16 protein-coding genes are annotated in these 20,990 nt (G+C 63.3%); 11 read left to right on the forward strand and 5 right to left on the reverse strand.

Annotated elements, in window-relative coordinates; genetic code table 11:
• Nucleotides 1–39: 39 nt before the first annotated feature.
• The 11 genes from ACFOJ9_RS36040 (at nucleotide 40) to ACFOJ9_RS36090 (ending at nucleotide 13,826) form a co-directional block, all read left to right on the forward strand.
• Nucleotides 40–651, forward strand: a complete 612-nt coding sequence (locus tag ACFOJ9_RS36040) for a CGNR zinc finger domain-containing protein (protein ID WP_378986503.1) — start codon at nucleotides 40–42, stop codon at nucleotides 649–651.
• Nucleotides 644–1,180, forward strand: a complete 537-nt coding sequence (locus ACFOJ9_RS36045) for a hypothetical protein (RefSeq protein WP_378986505.1) — start codon at nucleotides 644–646, stop codon at nucleotides 1,178–1,180. The genes ACFOJ9_RS36040 and ACFOJ9_RS36045 overlap by 8 nt, the downstream gene beginning before the upstream one ends.
• A gap of 220 nt (nucleotides 1,181–1,400) precedes the next feature.
• A complete protein-coding gene (locus ACFOJ9_RS36050; RefSeq protein ID WP_378986507.1) occupies nucleotides 1,401–4,895 on the forward strand; it encodes an indolepyruvate ferredoxin oxidoreductase family protein in 3,495 nt (1,164 codons plus the stop codon).
• A gap of 144 nt (nucleotides 4,896–5,039) precedes the next feature.
• Complete coding sequence (locus tag ACFOJ9_RS36055) at nucleotides 5,040–7,352, forward strand: putative bifunctional diguanylate cyclase/phosphodiesterase (RefSeq protein ID WP_378986509.1); 2,313 nt, start codon at nucleotides 5,040–5,042, stop codon at nucleotides 7,350–7,352.
• A 149-nt stretch (nucleotides 7,353–7,501) separates the two neighbouring features.
• Nucleotides 7,502–8,281 (forward strand): N-acyl amino acid synthase FeeM domain-containing protein, encoded by a 780-nt coding sequence (locus tag ACFOJ9_RS36060; RefSeq protein ID WP_378986511.1) that lies wholly within the window; start codon nucleotides 7,502–7,504, stop codon nucleotides 8,279–8,281.
• Nucleotides 8,282–8,401: 120 nt separating this feature from the next.
• Nucleotides 8,402–8,551, forward strand: coding sequence for a DUF3096 domain-containing protein (locus tag ACFOJ9_RS36065; protein ID WP_013528205.1), 150 nt, complete (start codon nucleotides 8,402–8,404; stop codon nucleotides 8,549–8,551).
• Between the two features lie 218 nt (nucleotides 8,552–8,769).
• On the forward strand, nucleotides 8,770–8,994 hold the full coding sequence (locus ACFOJ9_RS36070; RefSeq protein WP_378986513.1) for an aa3-type cytochrome c oxidase subunit IV: 225 nt from the start codon (nucleotides 8,770–8,772) through the stop codon (nucleotides 8,992–8,994).
• 85 nt (nucleotides 8,995–9,079) lie between these two features.
• Entirely contained in the window at nucleotides 9,080–10,363 is a 1,284-nt protein-coding gene (locus tag ACFOJ9_RS36075) for a Re/Si-specific NAD(P)(+) transhydrogenase subunit alpha (RefSeq protein ID WP_378986515.1), read from the forward strand.
• Nucleotides 10,363–10,788, forward strand: a complete 426-nt coding sequence (locus tag ACFOJ9_RS36080; protein ID WP_378986517.1) for a proton-translocating transhydrogenase family protein — start codon at nucleotides 10,363–10,365, stop codon at nucleotides 10,786–10,788. Before ACFOJ9_RS36075 ends, ACFOJ9_RS36080 begins: the two co-directional genes overlap by 1 nt.
• Nucleotides 10,789–10,794: 6 nt before the next feature.
• The gene (locus ACFOJ9_RS36085) at nucleotides 10,795–12,192 is read left to right on the forward strand and encodes an NAD(P)(+) transhydrogenase (Re/Si-specific) subunit beta (protein ID WP_378986519.1); all 1,398 of its coding nucleotides are present in this window, start codon (nucleotides 10,795–10,797) and stop codon (nucleotides 12,190–12,192) included.
• Nucleotides 12,193–12,341: 149 nt separating this feature from the next.
• Complete coding sequence (locus ACFOJ9_RS36090) at nucleotides 12,342–13,826, forward strand: hypothetical protein (protein WP_378986521.1); 1,485 nt, start codon at nucleotides 12,342–12,344, stop codon at nucleotides 13,824–13,826.
• A 103-nt stretch (nucleotides 13,827–13,929) separates the two neighbouring features.
• Here the strand turns inward: ACFOJ9_RS36090 and ACFOJ9_RS36095 are convergent, their stop codons facing one another.
• The 5 genes from ACFOJ9_RS36095 to ACFOJ9_RS36115 all read right to left on the reverse strand — a co-directional run bounded on the left by ACFOJ9_RS36095 (nucleotide 13,930) and on the right by ACFOJ9_RS36115 (nucleotide 20,980).
• On the reverse strand, nucleotides 13,930–14,847 hold the full coding sequence (locus ACFOJ9_RS36095) for a hypothetical protein (RefSeq protein WP_378986523.1): 918 nt from the start codon (nucleotides 14,845–14,847) through the stop codon (nucleotides 13,930–13,932).
• Nucleotides 14,848–15,069: 222 nt separating this feature from the next.
• Nucleotides 15,070–17,541 carry a DNA topoisomerase (ATP-hydrolyzing) subunit B gene (gyrB, locus tag ACFOJ9_RS36100; RefSeq protein ID WP_378986525.1) on the reverse strand — a complete coding sequence of 824 codons (2,472 nt, stop codon included), beginning with the start codon at nucleotides 17,539–17,541 and terminating at the stop codon, nucleotides 15,070–15,072.
• A 161-nt stretch (nucleotides 17,542–17,702) separates the two neighbouring features.
• The gene (locus ACFOJ9_RS36105) at nucleotides 17,703–20,180 is read right to left on the reverse strand and encodes a caspase family protein (RefSeq protein WP_378986527.1); all 2,478 of its coding nucleotides are present in this window, start codon (nucleotides 20,178–20,180) and stop codon (nucleotides 17,703–17,705) included.
• Between the two features lie 10 nt (nucleotides 20,181–20,190).
• On the reverse strand, nucleotides 20,191–20,319 hold the full coding sequence (locus ACFOJ9_RS36110) for a hypothetical protein (protein ID WP_378986529.1): 129 nt from the start codon (nucleotides 20,317–20,319) through the stop codon (nucleotides 20,191–20,193).
• Nucleotides 20,320–20,410: 91 nt separating this feature from the next.
• The gene (locus tag ACFOJ9_RS36115) at nucleotides 20,411–20,980 is read right to left on the reverse strand and encodes an NADPH-dependent FMN reductase (protein ID WP_378986531.1); all 570 of its coding nucleotides are present in this window, start codon (nucleotides 20,978–20,980) and stop codon (nucleotides 20,411–20,413) included.
• Between the last annotated feature and the right edge of the window lie 10 nt (nucleotides 20,981–20,990).

A 20,990-nucleotide genomic window follows, 5' to 3' on the forward strand; every position in this document is an offset into this window, starting at 1 on the left:
CTAACTTGTCAAATGCGATTTATCGGTTAGATTCTAGGCATGACGGTATCCTGGACCCCGCACCGCTTCACCGGCGGCCTGCTTGCGCTCGACACGGCGAACACCGTCGTGCTGCGCGGCGACCCGGAGAGGACCTTCGACCGCTTCGATGATCCGGCCGAGATTGCCCGCTTCGCCGATGCGGCGAGCCGCTTTCGCGCCGCCGAACTTGGCGACAGGCCGCTGGCGGCACCGTCACCGGAGACAATCGCACCCGTCGTGCTGTCGATCCGGGAGGCGACGGACCGGCTGTTTCGCGGCGCGGCGTCAAAGGGCGCGGTTGTCACCACCGATCTGCCGGGATTCCTGAGAGCCTGCGCCGATGGTCTGGCTGGCAGTCGGGCCGAGATCGGTGCGCCGGGAAGGCCGTTCGGCGACCCGGTGACGCCGATCGCCTTCGAGGCGGCGCTGGCGGTTTCCGCCCTGTCGCTGCTGCGCGACGACACCGTCGCAAGGCTCAGGATCTGTCCCAACTGCACCTGGCTGTTCGTCGACAGAAGCCGCAATTCCAGCCGTCTTTGGTGCGACATGGCGGTGTGCGGCAACAGGCAGAAGGCCAGTCGTCACTATCGCCGCCGCCGCATGGCGGCCAATGAGGTCAAGGATGCTTAGAAGGTTTTCCCGTTCGATCGTTGTCGGCGCTGCCCTGATTGCCGCCATTGCGCTCGGCGCCTGCCGCGATACCAGCAATGACGAAGGCAAGCTGTTCGAGATTTCCGGCAAGATATTCGTCTTCAACTACCGCCTCGCCAGGGCGACCTATATGGTGACCCTGCGGCCGCTGAAGCCGATGGGAGAGGGTCAAACGGCGGTCGTCAGCTTCCAGGATCCCGCCGGCGGCGCGCCATTGGTGGTCGAGCAGAAGGTCTGGCCGAAGCTCGACAAGGTGACGCTGGAGAGCCCGGCGCTGACATGCGTCGTCAAGAAGAAGCCCTATGCGATTGCCATCAGCATCAAGGGGGCCGACGGTGTGGTCCTGCAGAAGATCGACACCACGCTGATGTCGACGGAAGACCAGTCGATCCTGCCCGACCGGCCGCTGGTCATCGACCAGCTCTACACCGCCAATCCCGATCTCGTCGGCCATCCCGACGGCAAGCTGCCGGGCGAACCGAAGCCGGATTGCTCGAAGGGCATCTGACGCGTCGCTGCCAGCCCTGGTGCAGCTGAAATTTTCGTGCGCCGGGCACCGTCCGCTGGTCGGTTTCGTACCCGATTGGAGATGGTCACGGACTGTTCGTTGCGCGTTGCCTGGTACCTGCGATTTTGTTTGACCTGCCTTGCAAGGGGAGAAAGGATGCGTCATCCGACCCCGACGTTGGCTGCCTGCTCCCGCGTGGCCTCCGCAGAGGAAATTCCTGATGACGCTGCATGACGTCGCGCTCGACGACAAGTTCGACCTTGGCAAGGAGCGAATCTTCCTGTCCGGCGCGCAGGCGGTCATCCGCATGCTTCTGATGCAGCGCGAGCGTGACCGCCGAGCGGGCTTGAACACGGCCGGCTTTGTTTCCGGCTATCGCGGCTCGCCGCTCGGCGGCCTCGACATGCAGCTGTGGAAGGCGAAGAAACAGCTCGCGCAGGCCGACATCGTCTTCCAGCCAGGCCTCAACGAGGAGCTTGCCGCCACCGCTTGCTGGGGGTCGCAACAGACGGAACTGCTTGATGAGGGCACTCATGACGGCGTCTTTTCGGTCTGGTACGGCAAGGGGCCAGGCGTCGATCGTTCCGGCGATGTGTTCCGCCATGCCAATCTCGCCGGCTCGTCGAAACATGGCGGCGTGCTGGCCCTGATGGGCGACGACCATATGGCCGAATCCTCGACCAACGCGCATGCCACCGAATTCCTGTTCGTCGACACGATGGTGCCGATCCTCAACCCGGCCGGTGTCCAGGAGATCATCGACTACGGGCTCTACGGTTTTGCCATGTCGCGCTTTGCCGGCACCTGGGCGGCGATCAAATGCGTCAAGGACAACATCGAATCGACGGCCTCGGTGGATGCCTCGCTCGAGCGGCTGAGCATCGTCGTGCCGGATTTCGACATGCCATCAGGCGGTCTCAACATCCGCCACGAGATCGACATGCTCGGACAGGAGGAGCGGCTGCATGAGCACAAGCGCGCCGCGGCTTCCGCCTTCATCCATGCCAACGGGTTGAACCGCATCGTCTATTCGGGCGGCCGCAACCCGAAGATCGGCATCATCACGCTGGGCAAAAGCTATCTCGACGTCCGCCAGGCGCTGGAGGACATCGGCATCGACGAGGCGGCCGCCAACCGCATCGGCGTGCGGCTGTTCAAGGTCGGCTGCCCCTGGCCGCTCGACCTGCATCACATCGCCGATTTCGCCCGCGGCCTCGACACCATCGTTGTCGTCGAGGAGAAGCGCTCGCTGATCGAGGTCCAGCTGCGCGAGAGCCTCTACGGCACCGCCACGCAGCCGATCATTGTCGGCAAGAAGGACGAGCGCGGCGACTGGCTGTTCCCGGCCAAGGGCGCGCTCGACGCCAACGAGATCGCCATTGCGCTTGGCGAGAGGATCGTCAAAACCATCGGTCCGTCGGAAGAGATTTCGGCGCGGGTGGCAAAGCTGCGCCAGTTCCAGGCAATGCTCGCCGACGCCACCGACATCGGCTCGCGCACGCCGTTCTTCTGTTCCGGTTGCCCGCACAACTCCTCGACCAAAGTGCCGGACGGTTCGATCGCCGCTGCCGGCATCGGTTGCCATTTCATGGCGCTGTGGATGGACCGCAACACCCTCGGCTTCACGGCCATGGGCGGCGAGGGCGCGCAATGGGTCGGTCAGGCGCCGTTCTCGAAGCGCGAGCACATCTTCCAGAATCTCGGCGACGGCACCTACAACCATTCCGGCACGCTGGCGATCCGCTTCGCGCTGTCGACCGACGCCAACATCACCTACAAGATCCTCTACAACGACGCCGTCGCCATGACCGGCGGCCAGCCGCATGAAGGCGGCCTGACCGTCGACATGATCGCCAGGCAGGTGCGGGCCGAGGGCGTCGACCGCATCGCCATCGTCACCGATGAGCCGGACAAATATGCCGGCAAGGCCGAATTCCCGGCCGGCGCCACCATTCATCATCGCGACGATCTCGATCTCGTCCAGCGCGAGCTGCGCGACGTCAAGGGCGTTTCAGTGCTGCTCTACGACCAGACCTGCGCCGCCGAAAAACGCCGCCGCCGCAAGCGCGGCACATTCCCCGATCCCGACAAGCGGGTCTTTATCAACGAGCTGGTCTGCGAAGGCTGCGGCGATTGCGGCGTGCAGTCGAACTGCGTCTCGATCCAGCCGGTCGAAACCGAATTCGGCCGCAAGCGCAAGATCGACCAGTCGAGCTGCAACAAGGATTTCTCCTGCGTCAACGGCTTCTGCCCGTCCTTCGTCACCGTGCACGGCGCCAAGATCCGCAAGGCCGAGGGCCTGGCCGGCAAGACCGACCCGCTGGAAGGCGTGCCCGTGCCCGCCGAATTCCCGCTTGGCGAGCAGGGCTGGGCGGCGATCATCAACGGCGTCGGCGGCACCGGTGTGGTCACCGTCGGTGCCGTGCTCGGCATGGCGGCGCATCTCGAGGACAAGGGCTGCGGCATGATCGACATGGCCGGCCTCGCCCAGAAGGGCGGTTCGGTGTTCACCCATGTCCGCATCGCCCGCACCCCCGACGACATCCATGCCATCCGCGTCTCGGCCGGCAAGGCCGATCTCGTGCTTGGCTGCGATCTCGTCGTGTCGGGCGCCAAGAAGGTGCTGACCGCGGTGCGCGAGGGCCACACCATCTTCGTCGCCAACACCGCCGAGATCATGCCCGGCGAATTCGCCCGTTCGGCCGATTTCACCTTGCCGATAGAGCGCCTGAAGAAGGCGATCCGTGCGGCCGCGGGCGACGACAAGGCGCATTTCTTCGACGCCACCCGCACCGCCACGGCACTTTTCGGCAATTCGCTCGGCGCCAACATGTTCATGCTCGGCTTTGCCTTCCAGCACGGCGGCCTGCCGCTGTCGGCCGAGGCGGTCGAGAAGGCGATCGAGCTCAATGGCGAAGCCGTGGCGATGAACGTCGCCGCCTTCCGCTGGGGCCGTCGGGCCGCCCATCAGCCGGATTTCGTACGCGGCCTCGTCGCCCAGCCGGGCCCAACCGTCGCTGGAAAGACCGGCCAGGCTGCCGATGTCGCCGAGACGCTGGACGACATCATCGCCCGCCGCGTCGCCTTCCTGACCGCCTATCAGAACGCCGCCTATGGCAGGCGTTATCGCGAAAGACTGGCCGTTTTGCGCGCCGCCGAAGCGAAGGCCGTGCCCGGTTCTAGCGCGGTGTCGCAAGCTGCCGCCAAGAACCTGTTCAAGCTGATGGCGATCAAGGACGAGTACGAGGTGGCGCGGCTCTATACCGACGGCTCCTTCGCCACCGAATTGAGCAAGCAGTTCCAGAGCTACGACAAGCTCGAATTCCATCTCGCGCCGCCGATCATGGGCCGGCGCGGCAATGACGGCAGCCCTAGGAAATCGAGCTTCGGCCCCTGGATGATGAAGGGTTTTCGCCTGCTGGCGGCGATGAAGGGCCTGCGCGGCACCGCCTTTGACTTGTTCGGCTACACCGGCGAGCGGCGCATGGAGCGGCAGCTGCTGGCGCAGTACGAGGCGGATCTGGAGCTTGTCGCCGGATCGCTGGCACCGGCCACGGTCGATGCGGCGGTTGCGCTGGTCTCGGTGCCGACCCTCATCCGCGGCTATGGCCACGTTCGCCAAGCCAGCGCGCAAAAGGCCGCCGGCGAACGCCAAAGGCTGCTCGAACGCCTGTCGAGCACGCCCGCACGGCCGAAACTTCAGGCCGCCGAATGATCGATACGCCTTGTTTACCTGAACGACAGTTTCCTCACTTTCCGTAACGTCACCCGGCTTGACGGCAGGGGCGCGAGGGGCTCTCTAAATCTTTCTTAAGGCGGATGTGACACTGCTTGGGTCCCCAGGGTTGGGATTCAGGCGTTGAATCTGAGAAAAAAGAACGAGATCCCGGTCGACGTCTACATTCCGTTCGTGGAAACTCTGTTTCGCGACGGGTTGACGCTTTCGATCGGCTTCTTTGCCCAAACCCTGCTGGTAGTGCTGGTTTACTGGAAAACCAGGGATCCGGCCTATCTCGCGGTCACCCTCGGATTGCTGACCGTCGCCTTCCTTCGTCTTCGCAACATCAGGAAATATCGTCACGCTCCGTCGCCTCAAAATTGGGAAGAGGCGCGTCGCCGCGAGAACGACTACATACTGTACGGCTCGATGCATGGCTTCATGCTTGGTGCCTTTTGCTTTGTCGGCATCTACCTTGCCTATGACTCATTCGCGGAGATAGCTGCCGTCTGCGTGACGCTTGCCTCCGCCACGTCTATTGCTGGCCGCAACTATGGTTCGCCCAGGATGGTCGTGATCTTCATCATGACCATGACCTGGCCGATCTCGCTGGGCTTCATCCTGCGTGGCGATCCTTATCATTTCATTCTCGGCCTGCTTTCGGCGCCATTTCTTTTTGCTATCAAGCGCTTCGCCGATCTGGTCCGCGAGGTGCTTTTCGCCGCCCTGTCCGAGGAAAAGAAGGCCAACCGCATCGCACAACGCTTCAACCGGGCGCTCAACACCATGTCGCATGGCCTTGTCATGCTCGGCCCGGACGGTCGTGTCGCGGTGGCCAATGCCGAGGCCGCGCATCTGATGTCGCTGAAGTCGCCGGATGCGCTGCTCGGTCGATCGATCCATGGTCTGTTGATGCGCGGTGTCGCCGGCGGCATGCTGGCACCCAAGGATTGCCGCTATATCGAGGCGCAGCTGACCCGCGCCCTGCGCGAGGGCCGCGACCGCAAGGTGCTGGTTTCCCTCGCCAACGGCCAGCACTACGAATTCTCGGCTCGCGAAGGCAGCCAGGAGCTGGGCGTCATCACCTTCGAGGACGTCACCGCCCGTGTCGAGGCGGAAGACAAGATCCGCTTCATGGCACGCTACGACAACCTCACCGGCCTGCCCAACCGCGCCTATTTCCACGAACTTATCGGCGAGGCCATGGCGTCCGGCGACCGCGACCGTCTCTGCGGCCTGGCGGTGCTCGACCTCGACGATTTCAAGAGCGTCAACGACACGCTTGGCCATCCGATCGGCGACGGTTTGATCTACGCCGTTGCCGAGCGGCTAGCCGCCATTGCCGGGCAGGGCATCACGGTCAGTCGTTTCGGCGGCGACGAGTTCATGATCTTTTTCGACCGCGTCGAGGATGAGAGCCATCTGACCAGCCAGCTCGACGAGATTTTCGCCGGCCTGCAAGGGGAAGTCGACGTCGCCGGTCACGGGCTGCGCATCCAGGCCAGCGGCGGCGCGGTGCTGTCGCGGGTCAGGGATACCGATGTCGACGCCATGATCGTCAAGGCGGACCTGGCGCTCTACAAGGCCAAGGAGCTCGGCAAGAACGGCTGGCGGCTGTTCGAAGCCTCGATGGATGCCGCCTTCCGCAACCGTCAGCTGATGAAGGCGGATCTGCGCACCGCCGTGGAAAGCAAGAGCTTGCGGGTGGTCTATCAGCCGATCGTGGCGATGAGCACCATGCGTATCGCCAGCTGCGAGGCGCTGTGCCGGTGGGATCATCCCGATCTTGGGCCGGTCTCGCCCAGCATCTTCATTCCTTTGGCCGAGGAAATGGGCATCATTTCCGAGATCAGCACTTTCGTGCTGCAGGCAGCCTGCGCCGAATGCGCCAAATGGCCGGACCAGACCAGCGTCTCGGTCAATCTCTCCGCCAAGGATTTCCGCAACCGCGACGTCATCCAGAAGGTTCGCGATGCGTTGGCCGGCTCCGGCCTCGCGGCCGGCCGGCTCGAGATCGAGGTCACCGAAACGGCGCTGCTCGACGACAAGTCGCTGACACGCCAGTACATCGAGGAGCTGAAGCAGATCGGCGTGCGCATCGCGCTCGACGATTTCGGCACCGGCTATTCGAGCCTGAGCTACCTGCACAAGCTGCCGCTCGACAAGATCAAGATCGACCGCTCGTTCCTGATGGACGTCACCCAGAATCCCCGTTCGCTCGAGCTGCTCAAGGGCATCGTCAACCTGTCGCGGCCGCTGGGGCTTTCGGTGACCGTCGAAGGTGTCGAGACCTTCGAACAGCTCAAGATCCTGGCGCTGCAGGTCAAGCCCGATCTCGTCCAGGGGTTCCTGTTCGGTTCGGCGCTCAGCGCCTCCGGCATCGAGACCATGTCGAACACGGTATGGCCCTTCGCCAAGGACATCAATACAGCCAAGAAAGCCGCACGCCGCTGACCGGTGCCGGGAGAGCGTCGCTTTTTCATAAAAATTTACGGATCGTTAACGTTAACGACCGGTAAACGACGTGCATCCCATTTTCATCTTTTACATCTCAGGGTCCCGTCGTAGGTTGAACTGCGGCGGAAACTTACGAGGGGTTAATTATGGATGCGCAGTTGGAAGCGCTTCGCCATGTGGCGGGCGGGGGTGAAGAAAATTCGCCCGACAGCATGTCGAGTTTCGCCCGCAATGTTTCGGCGATGCTTGAGCGGACGGAATATCGCCGCTGCGACAAGGGCGAAGACCTCGAAGACATCTACAGGTTGCGCTACAAGTCCTATCGGTTGAATGATATGGTGCCGGAAAACCCGGAACATATTGTGCATGACGAGCTCGACGAAGCTGAAAATTGTTCCAAGTTCGGCGTCTATATTGACGGCATCCTGGTCTCCACGGTACGCATTCATCATGCCTGCCGGGCCACGCCGCAATCGCCGTCTACAACTGTCTACGGCGACATCCTGCGCCCGATGCTGGCTGCCGGTGCGCACTTTGCGGATCCGAGCCGCTTTGCCGCCGACCCAGACTGGTCGAAGGTCTATCCGCAGATCCCCTACCTGACGCTGCGCCTTGCCGGAATGGCCTGCTTCTACTTCGACGCACCTTACTGTCTCTCGACTATCCGGCCCGAACATGCGGGTTTCTACCGTCGTATCTACTGTTCGGAGCAGATCGGCGAGCTGCGCGATTATCCGGGCCTGAACTACAAGGTCGTGCTCTATCGCGCCAATGTCGCTGCCATTCGCGAGCGGTCGTTCTCGCGCTTCCCGTTCTTCCGCTCCACATCTCTGGAGCAGCGCATGCTGTTCGAGACACCTGGTGCTGGAGAATTGGCGCCGCTGACCATCCTGCCGACTGCCAAGTATTTTCGCGAAGCTGCTTGAGATTAGGCGTTTTCGCGAAAACACTGGAGCTTTTCGGCCGGATACGCGTTCTGATGGCTCGGCGCGTTGTCGTCCTCGCTCTTGGTCGCCGAATCCACGGATATGCCAAAGGAATCCGACATGACCATTTCCACGCTTGCGCTCACCCCGCTCATCTCGCTGATCGCCGGCGTGCTGATCCTCGTGATGCCAAGGCTGTTGAATTATATCGTCGCGCTCTATCTGATCGTCGTCGGCCTGCTCGGGCTTTTCCCGCATCTTGCCGGCTGACATCGCCGGTTGAGGCAGCGCAAGCGTCCGCCTCGATCGCTTTCGGAGCATCTTTCCGATCAGGCACCCGGATCCGGGGGCGGCCTCCAGGGCCGCGCCGGCAGCCGGTTTCAATTTTCCTTTGAGGCAGTTGTCGGCTGCAATGCGGCAATAGCGCCATTGCTCTCGGCCCGGCTTTTCGCTATGTGCCTCAAAGATGTCTTCGAAGGGGTATTCCTATGGCTGATCACTCGCCGACCGGTCCTGTCGAACTGGGCGCGAAGATGGACTATGCCGAGCATGACCGCACCTATGCGGGCTTCCTCGCGCTGGCCAAATACGGATCGCTGTTTTGCCTCGCCCTCCTGTTGGCGATGGCTTTCGGCTTCTTTGCAGGCGGCTTCTTCTCGGCGACCATCCTGTTCGTGCTGATTCTGGCTGTCGGCGCCTTTATCCTCCGATAGATTTTTCCGACACCTTGTCCATGGCGCCGCCGCGAGGCCGGCCGGCGTCTTGCGGGAAGCAGCTTCCGGCCGAAAGGATCATGCGGTGGGACAGACGGTTTTCATCCCTCGTGAACTCGATGCCAACGAGCCGCGCGTCGCGGCCTCGCCTGACACGGTGAAACGGCTGGCGGCGCTGGGCTTCGACGTCGTTGTCGAGGCCGGTGCCGGTCTCAATTCGCGCATCATCGATACCGACTATGCGAGCGCCGGTGCCGCCATCGGCAAGGCTTCCGATGTCGCCAAGGCCGATGTGGTGCTGAAGGTGCGTCGGCCTGGTGATGCCGAGCTGAAGAGCTACAAGCCCGGTACGGCGGTCATCGCCATCATGGATCCGTATGGCAACGATGCCGCCGTGGCAGCCCTGGCCAAGGCCGGCGTCACTGCCTTTTCGATGGAATTCATGCCGCGCATCACCCGGGCGCAGTCGATGGACGTGCTGTCCTCGCAGGCCAATCTTGCCGGCTATCAGGCGGTGATCGACGGCGCTTCGGAATATGACCGGGCATTGCCGATGATGATGACGGCGGCCGGCACGGTGCCGGCGGCAAAGGTCTTCATCATGGGCGTCGGCGTTGCCGGTCTGCAGGCGATCGCCACCGCGCGTCGCCTTGGTGCGGTCGTCACCGCAACAGACGTGCGCCCTGCCGCCAAGGAACAGGTCGCCTCGCTCGGCGCAAAGTTCCTCGCCGTAGAGGACGACGAGTTCAAGGCCGCCGAAACGGCCGGCGGCTACGCTAAGGAAATGTCGAAGGAATACCAGGCCAAGCAGGCGGCACTCACATCAGAGCATATCGCCAAGCAGGACATCGTCATCACCACGGCGCTGATCCCCGGCCGGCCGGCGCCGAAGCTGGTGTCGGCGGCCATGGTCGCCTCGATGAAGCCGGGCTCGGTGCTCGTCGATCTGGCGGTCGAGCGCGGCGGTAATGTCGAGGGCGCCGAGGCCGGCAAAGTGGTGACCACGGCCAACAACGTCAAGATCGTTGGCCATCTCAATGTGCCCGGCCGCATCGCCGCGTCGGCATCGCTGCTTTACGCCAGGAACCTGTTCGCCTTCCTCGAAACGCTGGTCGACAAAACGACCAAGACGCTTGCCGTCAACCGCGACGACGATCTGGTCAAGGCGACGATGCTGACCGACGGCGGCAGGGTGGTTCACCCGAATTTCGTGAAGGCCGATCAGCAGCCCCATGTCGAGCCGGCCGCGATCCCGGCCAAGACCATGGTTGCCGACGCCTCGGACAAACCCGCTGCTGCAAAGAAAGCCGCGCCCAAGAAACCGGCCGCATCCAAGTCGCCCTCGTCGAAGTCGAAAGGCATTGCGTGATGGATCAGACCCTGCAGAAAGCCCTCGACCAGCTCGACCAAGCCTCCGCCGCCGTTCGGCTAGCGGTCCAGAATCTGGCAAGTGCTCCCGGCGCTGCCGATGCGGCGGGTGACGCCGCGCACGCGCTCTCCGGCGGCGCCATCGATCCCTTCGTCTTCCGCTTCGCCATCTTCGTGCTGGCGATCTTCGTCGGTTACTACGTCGTCTGGTCGGTGACCCCCGCACTGCACACGCCGCTGATGGCCGTCACCAACGCCATCTCCTCGGTCATCGTCGTTGGCGCGCTGCTTGCCGTCGGCATCGCCGCGTCCGGCATTGCCGCCGGCTTCGGCTTCGTCGCGCTGATGCTGGTCTCGGTCAACATCTTCGGCGGCTTCCTCGTCACCCAGCGCATGCTGGCCATGTACAAGAAGAAGGACAAGTAGAGCGCCATGAACGCCAACTTCGCGTCCTTCCTCTACCTCGTCTCCGGCGTCCTGTTCATCATGGCGCTGCGCGGCCTGTCGCATCCGACCACCAGCCGCCAGGGCAATCTCTACGGCATGATCGGCATGGGCATCGCCATCGCCACCACGCTGGCGCTGGCGACCCCGTCTGCCGGCCGCTTCGGCCTGATCGTGCTCGGCCTCGCCATTGGTGGCGGTGTCGGCGCCGTCACCGCGCGCCGCATCGCCATGACCTCGATGCCGCAGCTGGTCGCTGCCTTCCACTCGCTGGTCGGCCTCGCCGCCGTCATGGTGGCGGCCGCGGCCATCTATGCGCCGGAAAGCTTTGGCATCGGCACGGATGGCGACATCCATGCCCAGGCCCTGATCGAGATGAGCCTTGGCGTCGCCATCGGCGCGATCACCTTCACCGGCTCGGTCATCGCCTTCCTCAAGCTCGACGGCCGCATGTCGGGCAAGCCGATCATGATCGGCGGCCGCCACTTCGTCAACGCAGCCCTTGCCATCGCGCTCATCGTCTTGATCGTGCTGCTGGTCACCACCGAGTCCAAGCTGGTGTTCTGGCTGATCGTCGCGGCCTCGCTGGTGCTCGGCATCCTCTTAATCATCCCGATCGGCGGCGCCGACATGCCGGTCGTCGTCTCGATGCTGAATTCCTATTCGGGCTGGGCGGCCGCTGCACTCGGCTTCACGCTCGGCAATCTGGCGCTGATCATCACCGGTGCACTGGTCGGCTCGTCCGGTGCGATCCTGTCCTACATCATGTGCAAGGGCATGAACCGAAGCTTCATCTCGGTCATTCTCGGCGGCTTCGGCGGCGAGACGGCGGCGGTGGCCGACGACGGCATCGAGCGCACGGTCAAGCAAGGCTCGGCTGATGACGCCGCCTATCTGATGATGAACGCGCAGAAGGTCATCATCGTGCCCGGCTACGGCATGGCGGTCGCCCAGGCGCAGCATGCGCTGCGCGAAATGGCCGACAAGCTCAAGGCCAATGGCGTCGACGTCAAATACGCCATTCACCCGGTCGCCGGCCGCATGCCCGGCCACATGAACGTGCTGCTCGCCGAAGCCAACGTGCCTTATGACGAAGTGTTCGAGCTCGAGGACATCAACTCCGAATTCGCGCAGGCCGACGTCGCCTATGTCATCGGCGCCAACGACGTCACCAACCCGTCCGCCCGCGACGACAAGTCGTCGCCGATCTACGGCATGCCGATCCTCGACGTCGACAAGGCCCGCACCTGCCTGTTCGTCAAGCGCTCGCTCGGCTCCGGCTATGCCGGCATCGACAACACGCTGTTCTACAAGGACGGCACCATGATGCTGCTCGGCGATGCCAAGAAGATGACCGAGGAGATCGTCAAGGCCATGGATCGCTGATCGACGATCAGCGCTGAGACACGCCAAGAAACGCCCGGCTTCGCGCCGGGCTTTTTCTTGGCCGGGCTTTCTTGGCTTGACGGCGGTTTCAGCGCTACGATGACGACATTCCCGCCTCGCCGGCGGGATTGTCGTCGACGGAGACGTTGGTGCCCGACCCCATCGCATCGCCGCCCACCGGAAAAGCGCCGCGCAAACTTGGCCAGGCGGTGGTGATCGTGCATGGCATGGGCGAACAGCGGCCGATGGATACGCTGCGGGGCTTTGTCCAGGCGGTCTGGAGCCATGACCCCGCCCGCGCGCCGTTCTATGCCCATGTCGCCGATCCGGTCGATCCCGCTGGCGCGAAGATCAACCAGAGCTGGATCACACCCGATAGCCGGACAAATTCCTACGAGCTTCGGCGGATCACCACGCCTTACGATGTCGATGGCCGTCGCACCGATTTTTACGAGCTTTACTGGGCCGACATCACGCAGGGCACGACACGTGGCCGGCTTGCCGCCTGGGTGACAAATCTGCTTTGGCGCAAGCCCGGCGACATTCCGCGCGACGCCCGCAAGCTCTATCTCGCTACTCTTTTTGTCGTCATCGTCGTTCTGGGCGCGACGGTCGCGCTCGCGACCTCAGTCTGGCAGCAGTATATTTCCTTGGCCGCCGGCCTGCTCGTCACCATCCTGGCCTCGTTCATCATCTGGTCGGTGGACCGGTTTGGCCTTCCCTATTTTGGTGACGTGGCAGCCTATGTTCGGGCTGAAGCGGCGACGGTCGAGAAGCGCGCGCTGATCCGTGACCGCGGCCTGAGGCTGCTGAAGCGTCTGATGATGGACGATGGCTACGACCGGATCGTGCTGGTCTCGCACAGCCTTGGGTCGATGATCGCCTATGACCTGCTGCAGATCTTGTGGGCCGACTTCAGGCCCCGAAAACTGGAGGCCATTCGCGACAAGGCGAAACTGAAGGCGATCCGCGCCATCGACAAGGCGACGCTTGTTGCTGATGGCTCCGCATGGCCCGACAGCCTGGATGATCTCGCCGGCTTCCGGCGCGATCAGTGGGAGCTCTACCGGCAGCTGCGCAGTGGCGATGCCGACCATCGGCCATGGAAGATCAGCGATTTCGTCACGCTCGGCAGCCCGCTGACCCACAGCGAATTTCTGGTGACGCATAATCTCGCCGAATTCAGGCGCGGCATTGCCGAGCGGCTGTTCTCGGCATGCCCGCCGATTCCCGAAGGGGCGGCGGCCGGCGGCACCGTCCTTTATCAGGAAGGGCGCAGTCCTTCAGGCAAACCGCAGCGCGCTGTGCATCATGGCGCGGTGTTTGCTGCGACGCGCTGGACCAACATCTTCGACAGGGGCAATGGCTGGCTGACCGGCGACCCGATCTCCGGACCTATGACGGAGAATTTCGGCCCCGGCGTGGAGAATGTTCAGGTCGAACTGCGCGGCTCCCTCGGCCGCGCCTTCACGCACACGCTCTATTGGTCGCTGGCCGCAACCGGCGTCGAGGTCACCGTGCCGACTGGCGTTGCGTCGCGCTCGCATCTTGCCGTGCTGCGCGACGCTGTCGATCTCGGCCGCAAGCTGGAGCCGAGCCAAGCGGAAGCGCCGGCGATACCTCCCGAAAAATGAGAACGGCGAACGGGATCGAGACTCCACGCGCCGCCTGGCAATTCAAACAAAAATCCACCCCGGGGCTTTGGCCCGGAGTGGATCGATCTGCTTCAGGTTCAGATCAGCGGCTGGTCAGGAACACCGCTTCTTCGTCATCGCGCTGCCTGCCGCCGAGAGCGGCTGCTGCACTGGCGATGAAGGCGCCGATGACCAGCGACAGCGCACCAAGCAAGGCAAACGTCGCGCTGGCCTTCCTGGCGGTGTCGGCGGCCTGCTGCGCCTTGATCTTGGCGTCTTGAGCCTTGGCGAGGATCGCATCGACCCGCGCCTTGGCATCTGCTTCCGAAAGACCGGTACGAGCGGCGACCAGTTGCGACAGATAGGTCTTGTCGTCGGCCGAAACCTCGCCTGCAGCGGCGCCGGCGATCAGGATGCGCGAGGCCTGTCCGACCGCGGCGGCATCGCTGTCCGGATTGGCGGCCGCGAGCTTGCTCGCATCGGCTGGACGGAACAGCGAGTCTACCAGGTAAGACGTCGCATTGTCAGCAGCAGCGCCACCGGCATTGGCGGATGCACCGGCCGATGCACCCATGGCGGCGCCCGACGCCACGGTCGAGACTGCCTGCACGCTTGAGCCCACCGCGGCGGAAAGCGCCGAGCCCAAAACGCCGACGACGAGCAAGGTGGCCAGCGCCCAAGCGAGGAACCCGTGGGCGGTGTCACGGAAATAGACCTCGTCGGTGTGGATGCCGACCCATTTGGTGCGCAGGCGTCCGGCAAGGTAGCCTCCGACACCGGAGGACAGCCATTGCACGATGATCAGCCAGATCGCGGTGGAGACCGCGAACGTGGTCACTGACGCGCCGGAGCCCGACCAGGGCGACACCATGCTCAGCCCCAGCCCGGAACCGAGCAGCATGAGGATGAAGGTCAACGTCGAGGCCGCGAAGGCGCCGGCGATGATCGGTCCCCAACTGACGGCCGTGGCGGATGATTCTGTTGAAGTGGAAACGTCGACAGCCGATAGGGTGGACTGCATGAATTCCCCCTACCGTACGAAAAGCATGATCAGAATGATGATCGGAATCGGAATACCGAGCAACCAGAGCAAAATGCCACGTCCCATGAAGGCCTCCTGTGAGAAATTGTGATCGATGTTGTCACAATGTCCCGAGGGGACTTCCGTTCCGGCTGGTTATAAAATGATTTTGTTTGCCACGGGTGGAACAATTGACGCGCCGCAGCGCGCCAATGCCAAACGTCAGATATCCAGATTGGCGACCGACAACGCGTTGTCCTGGATGAACTCACGCCTGGGTTCGACCTCGTCGCCCATCAGCCGCGAGAACAGACTATCCGCGTCGGTGGCGTCATTGACCTTGACCTGCAGCAGCGAGCGCACGTTCGGGTCGAGCGTGGTTTCCCAGAGTTGTTCGGCGTTCATCTCGCCGAGACCCTTGTAGCGCTGCATGGTCAGGCCCTTGCGGCCGGTCGCGAAGACCGCGTTGAGCAGCGCCAGCGGCCCCGAGATGGGTTCCACAACATCCTTGCGGCGCAGCACCGGCGGCTCGCCATAGACCTCCGCAAGGCGCGGTGCATAGCGATCAAGCTGGCGTGCATCGGCCGAATTGATGAGCGCCAGATCAAGATGCGCATATTCCTTGACGCTGCGCACCGTGCGCTCGAACACATAGCCGCCGATGCCCTCGTTCGAGGTCGACATACGGCCGGTCCAGCCGCGTTCGGTGTCCTCGGCGATGATGTCGAGACGCTTGGCGACGCGCTCGGCCATGGCGTTGGCTTGGGCGAGATCGGTGAAGACGTCCGGGTTGAGGCCGCCGGCGATCGCCGCCTGTTCGACCACGCCCCTGTTGTAGCGCGTGTGCAGGCCGTTGATGAGCTGGCGCACCGCCAGCGCGTCGTCGATGGCGCCGCGCAAATCCTGTCCGATGCGAACCTCGCCCGAGCCAAGCGTAAGCGATGCTTCCTCCAGACCCGACCCGATCAGGAATTCCTCGAAGGCGCTCTCGTCCTTGATGTATTGCGAACTCTTGCCACGCGTCACTTTGTAGAGCGGCGGTTGGGCGATGTAGAGATGGCCGCGTTCGATCAGCTCCGGCATCTGCCGGAAGAAGAAGGTGAGCAGCAAGGTGCGGATGTGGGCGCCGTCGACATCGGCGTCGGTCATCAGGATGATCTTGTGGTAGCGCAGCTTGTCGGCGTTGAACTCGTCCTTGCCGATCGAGGTGCCGAGCGCGGTGATCAGCGTGCCGATCATTTCGGAGCCGAGCATGCGGTCGAAGCGGGCCCGCTCGACATTGAGGATCTTGCCGCGCAGCGGAAGAATGGCCTGGTTCTGGCGCGAACGGCCGCCCTTGGCCGAGCCGCCGGCGGAGTCACCCTCGACGATGAAGATCTCGGATTTCGCCGGGTCGCGTTCCTGGCAGTCCGCCAGCTTGCCGGGCAACGAGGTGATGCCGAGCGAACTCTTGCGGGTGATGTCGCGGGCCTTGCGTGCCGCCTCGCGCGCCGCGGCAGCCTGGATCACCTTGTCGATCACCACCTTGCCCTCGGCCGGGTGTTCTTCCAGCCAGGTGCCGAGCGCTTCGTTGACCAGCCCTTCCACCACAGGACGGACTTCCGACGAGACCAGCTTGTCCTTGGTCTGGGAGGAGAATTTCGGGTCGGGAACCTTGACCGACAGCACCGCCGTCAGGCCCTCGCGGCAATCGTCGCCGATCAGCCCCACTTTTTCCCTCTTGGTCAGCCCCGAGGATTCGCCATAGCCGGTGATCTGGCGTGTCAACGCGCCGCGGAAACCGGCCAGATGGGTGCCGCCGTCGCGCTGCGGGATGTTGTTGGTGAAGGCCAGCACGTTCTCGTGGTAGCTGTCGTTCCACCACATCGCCACTTCGACGGTGATGCCGTCACGCTCGGCCTTGATGGCGATCGGCTTGTCGATCAGCGGTTTCTTGACCCGGTCGAGATATTTGACGAATTCTTCCAGCCCGCCGTCATAGTGCAGTTCGTGGCGCACCACGTCGGCGTGGCGGGCATCGGTCAAAATGATGCGAACGCCGGAATTGAGGAAGGCGAGTTCGCGCAGCCGGTGCTCCAGCGTGCCGAAGTCGAACTCGACCATGGTGAAGGTCTCGGACGATGGGAAGAAGGTGATCTGGCTGCCGCTGCGTCCCTCATAGGTGCCCGGCTGCCTGTCCTGCTCATAGCTGCCCGTCGCCTTCAGCGGTGCGTCGGCATTGCCATGCGTGAAGCTCATCTCGAAGATCTGGCCGTTGCGGCGAATTTTCAACTTCAGCCACGCCGACAGCGCGTTGACCACCGAGACGCCGACGCCATGCAGGCCGCCCGAAACCTTGTAGGAATTCTGGTCGAATTTGCCGCCGGCATGCAGCTGCGTCATGATCACTTCGGCGGCAGAAATGCCTTCTCCGGTGTGGATATCGGTCGGAATGCCGCGGCCATTGTCGATCACGGTGACCGAACCATCGGGATTGAGCGTGACGGTGACGAGGTCGGCGTGACCCGCCAGCGCCTCGTCGATGGCGTTGTCGACCACCTCATAGACCATGTGATGCAGGCCCGAGCCGTCATCGGTATCGCCGATATACATGCCGGGGCGTTTGCGGACAGCATCCAACCCCTTCAAAACCTTGATGGAATCGGCGCCGTATTCGGCTTCAGCGCCGTTGTTGTTCTCGATCTGATCGCTCATGAAAACCTATTGTCTGGATGCCGCTTGCACGGCGCGAAAAATCGGCCCCGAATCGCGCCTCTGATATCGACTAGATATAGGCGCTAAAGGCGGTTTTTCCAAGGTTTGCAGGCATTTCCCAAGGGATGAGCCGGCTGTCCATGATGGGCTCTCGCCCGGCCCTATCTGGCTTTGGCCAGCCGGGCCCTGAGAAACTTGATCATGAACTTATATCGCGGCGCCAGCCGCCCGCTGCGGTCGAGCTCCAGCGTCATGTCGAGCGCTTGGGAAAGTACAGCCTTGGGGTTCTTGGCGACCTGAGCGTAATCGATCATGGCAACCACCAGGTCGCGCTGCCAGGTGGCGTTGTTCGGGTCGGACCGGGCAAGCTGCTGGCGGATGTCGAGACTGTCCTGGAAAGCCTGCCGCGCACCTTTGACGTCGCGCTGCTTGACTTTGAGCATGCCGATTTCGGACAGCGTGATCGACAGGTCGCGCTGCCAGTCGGCATTGGCCGGATCGAGCTTGGCAAGCCGGTCGGCAATAGTGAAACTGTCTGTATAGGCCTTGAGCGCTCCGGCGCGGTCGCCTTGCATGGCCAGAACACCGGCAACCTTTTCGAGGGAAACGGAAAGGTCGCGCTGCCAGTCCGTATTGTTCGGGTCGCCGGCCGCCAGCATGCGGGCTATTGCGAGCGCTTTCTGATAGGCAGCGAGTGCATCCGGCCATTTTTCCTGGTCGCCCAGCGCATTGCCGATCTTGGCGTTGCCGACCGACAGGTCGCGTTTCAACTCGCTGTTGTCGGGGTCGCGGTCCATCAGTTGCTCGACGATCGCATGGCCCGCCCGATAGGAAGCGAGTGCGCCTGCCGCATCGCCACGCTCGCGCTTGAGGTCGCCGATCGTCTCATGGCTGACCGAGACATCACGCTGCCGCTCGGCATCCTGCGGCTTCTTTTCGGCCAATGCCAATCGGATATTCAGGCTCTTCTCATAGGCCGCCTGGGCGTTGTCCAACTGGCCGGCGGTGCGCGCCAGCGCGCCGATCTCGTCATAGCTGATGGTCAGGTCGCGCTGCAGCTCGGCGCGCTCCGGTTCGTTATCGGCAAGCTGCTTCTTGATCGACAGGCTTTCCTGGTAGACCTGTGCGGCACCGGCCAGATCGCCTTGCGTCACCAGCACGTTGCCGATCTTGTCGTCGGCCATGGCGAAGTCGCCGAACCACGGCAGATGATCGGGCTCGGCCGCGGTGAGATCCCGGAGCATGGTCCTGGCGGCCTGATAGTTTTCCAGCGCTTGCGGCAGGTCGCCCTGCGCCAGCCTGATGTTGCCGAGCTTGATGTGGCTGACGGCGAAATCGCGCTTGACGCTCGGGTCGGTTTCTTGGGCCGAACGCAGCTCGAGATTGGACACCAGCGCTGCAAAGGCGCGGCCTGCCGCATCGGTGTTGCCGACAAGGGTGTAGAGCTTGCCGAGTTCGTCCAGCGTACGGATATGGCGGTCGGCGTCGTCCAGCGTCAGCGATGTCTGCCCGGCCTCGCCATAAAGGGCCAGCACCGATTCATAGTCCTTGATGGCGGTGGCGTAGTCGAGATCGGCGCGTGCCGCACCGCCGGACAGAAAACGCGTCGCCGCTTCGGATAGCGTGCGGCTGACGAAATTGGCCTTCAAGACGTTGCGCGAAACATTGTCGATATCGGCGGCCTTGGCGAGGATGGCACGCGCGCCATCGAAGGCGCCGAGCGAAAGCTGCTCCTCGGCCTGCCGGCGCAGTTCCGTCACCTGCGGATCATCGGAGGCGAGCGTTCTCATTTCGCTGCGCACCTTGACGAAGGCGTCGGCCGCCTCGCGCAGCCGGGCATTCAGGCTGTCCGCCGACAAATGGCTGGCATCGGAACTGATCAGCGCGCCATAGAGCGGCGCCAGCGGCATGTCGGCATCGCCGGCGATCTGCTCGACCTCACCGCGCATCTCCGGCGTCACATCGGCCATGGCAAGCAGCAGGCGTTCGCGCTCCGCCAGCTGTTCCTTGGCCGCTGCGGCAAAGAACAGTCTTGGCAGGCCGCTTTCGACGTACGGCAGCTGCTTGCCGCGCGACAGGTCATAGACCTCCTGCTGTACCAGCGTCAGCACCGAGCGGATCTCAAGCCCGTCGGTGCCGAGATATTTGGTCAGCGCTGTCGTGAAGGGCGAGTTCTGGCCGATGCCGTCGGCAGCCGTCTCGCCCGGTGCGGCGGAGAAGGCGAACAGGATGTTTTCGGCGCGGCCGATTCGGCCGAGACCCGGCCGGACTTTCTCCGCGACATCCTTTGCCAGCGATGTCGCGCCGCGCCCTTCACCGCTGCTTCCCGAAAAGGGATCGCTGCGGCAGGCGTCAAGCATGATCAGGCCGACCTTGGCGGTGGCGGTCACGGTGTCACGCACCTCCTCCAGCGGGAGGCTGGTTTTCTCCAGCGCATCGAGCGAGGAGGCGTCGGCATCGACCGGGAGCAGCCGGTTGTCGCCCGAGATTTCGACGCCATGGCCGGAGAAATAGACCAGCGCCACGTCGGCGCCTTTGGCATCCTCGCGAAAATCGTCGAGCGCGCGGCGCATGCGCCGCAGGTCGCGGTTGGTTTCGAGGACGACCTCGAAGCCGAGCTTCTTCAGCGCCGCTCCCATCGCCTCGCCGTCATGGACCGGATTGGCAAGCGGCGATCAGGCGGTAATCGTCGTCGGCTATGATCAAGGCCACGCGCCGCTCGGCTACCGCGGTGGCGGTGGTCATGAGCATCAGCAGCAAGGCAAAAAGCAGACGCAAGTCGAACCGCCCCCCGGCTTGTTCATTTGCGCGAACATTCCACCTCTTTATGGCATGAGCAAGCCGCGCTTTCGGTGCAAAGCCGGCGCTTTCAGGCAGCTCGCATCGGCTTCAATGCCTCGCTCCAGCGCAACAACTCGTTGAGCATGGTTTTGGCTCCGCCCTGCACCTGTTCGCTGGCGTTGAAAGCGCCGTTCTCATCGAGCAGTTTCTGATACATCGGCAGCGCGACGCCTTCCGAGATTGGCATTACACCCACCGAGGTCAGCAGCGGCTTAAGCGCTTGCGCCGCGCGCAGGCCGCCGGAGACGCCGCCATAGCTAAAAATGGCGGCAGCTTTGTACTTCCATTCGCGCGAGAGATAGTCGATCGCGTTGACGATCGCGGGCGCCACGAAATAATTGTATTCCGGCGCCACGAAGACAAAGGCGTCGGCGGCATCGATGGCCTTGGACCAGGCTTTGGTATGGTCGTTCTGGTAGTTGCCAAGCTTCGGGTGATGCGGTTCGTCCAGCACCGGAAGCTTGAACGTATCGATGTCGGTCAGTACCGGCTCGAATTTTCCATGCTCGCGCGCGAACCTCTCCAGCCACTCGGCGAAAACCGGTCCGGCGCGGCCAGGCCGCGTGCTGCCAATGATGATGTTCAACTGGTGCTTCAAGGCGGGCTCC

Source organism: Mesorhizobium cantuariense (assembly GCF_042647205.1).
Taxonomy (GTDB): domain Bacteria; phylum Pseudomonadota; class Alphaproteobacteria; order Rhizobiales; family Rhizobiaceae; genus Mesorhizobium; species Mesorhizobium cantuariense.

Bases quoted from the DNA above. Each gene is read 5' to 3' on its own strand.
- ACFOJ9_RS36060 (WP_378986511.1), top strand. From the start codon at position 7,502: ATGGATGCGCAGTTGGAAGCGCTTCGCCATGTGGCGGGCGGGGGTGAA.
- ACFOJ9_RS36080 (WP_378986517.1), top strand. From the start codon at position 10,363: ATGGATCAGACCCTGCAGAAAGCCCTCGACCAGCTCGACCAAGCCTCC.
- ACFOJ9_RS36105 (WP_378986527.1), bottom strand. From the start codon at position 20,180: ATGGGAGCGGCGCTGAAGAAGCTCGGCTTCGAGGTCGTCCTCGAAACC.
- gyrB (WP_378986525.1), bottom strand. From the start codon at position 17,541: ATGAGCGATCAGATCGAGAACAACAACGGCGCTGAAGCCGAATACGGC.
- ACFOJ9_RS36065 (WP_013528205.1), top strand. From the start codon at position 8,402: ATGACCATTTCCACGCTTGCGCTCACCCCGCTCATCTCGCTGATCGCC.
- ACFOJ9_RS36070 (WP_378986513.1), top strand. From the start codon at position 8,770: ATGGCTGATCACTCGCCGACCGGTCCTGTCGAACTGGGCGCGAAGATG.
- ACFOJ9_RS36095 (WP_378986523.1), bottom strand. From the start codon at position 14,847: ATGCAGTCCACCCTATCGGCTGTCGACGTTTCCACTTCAACAGAATCA.
- ACFOJ9_RS36085 (WP_378986519.1), top strand. From the start codon at position 10,795: ATGAACGCCAACTTCGCGTCCTTCCTCTACCTCGTCTCCGGCGTCCTG.
- ACFOJ9_RS36040 (WP_378986503.1), top strand. From the start codon at position 40: ATGACGGTATCCTGGACCCCGCACCGCTTCACCGGCGGCCTGCTTGCG.
- ACFOJ9_RS36045 (WP_378986505.1), top strand. From the start codon at position 644: ATGCTTAGAAGGTTTTCCCGTTCGATCGTTGTCGGCGCTGCCCTGATT.
- ACFOJ9_RS36050 (WP_378986507.1), top strand. From the start codon at position 1,401: ATGACGCTGCATGACGTCGCGCTCGACGACAAGTTCGACCTTGGCAAG.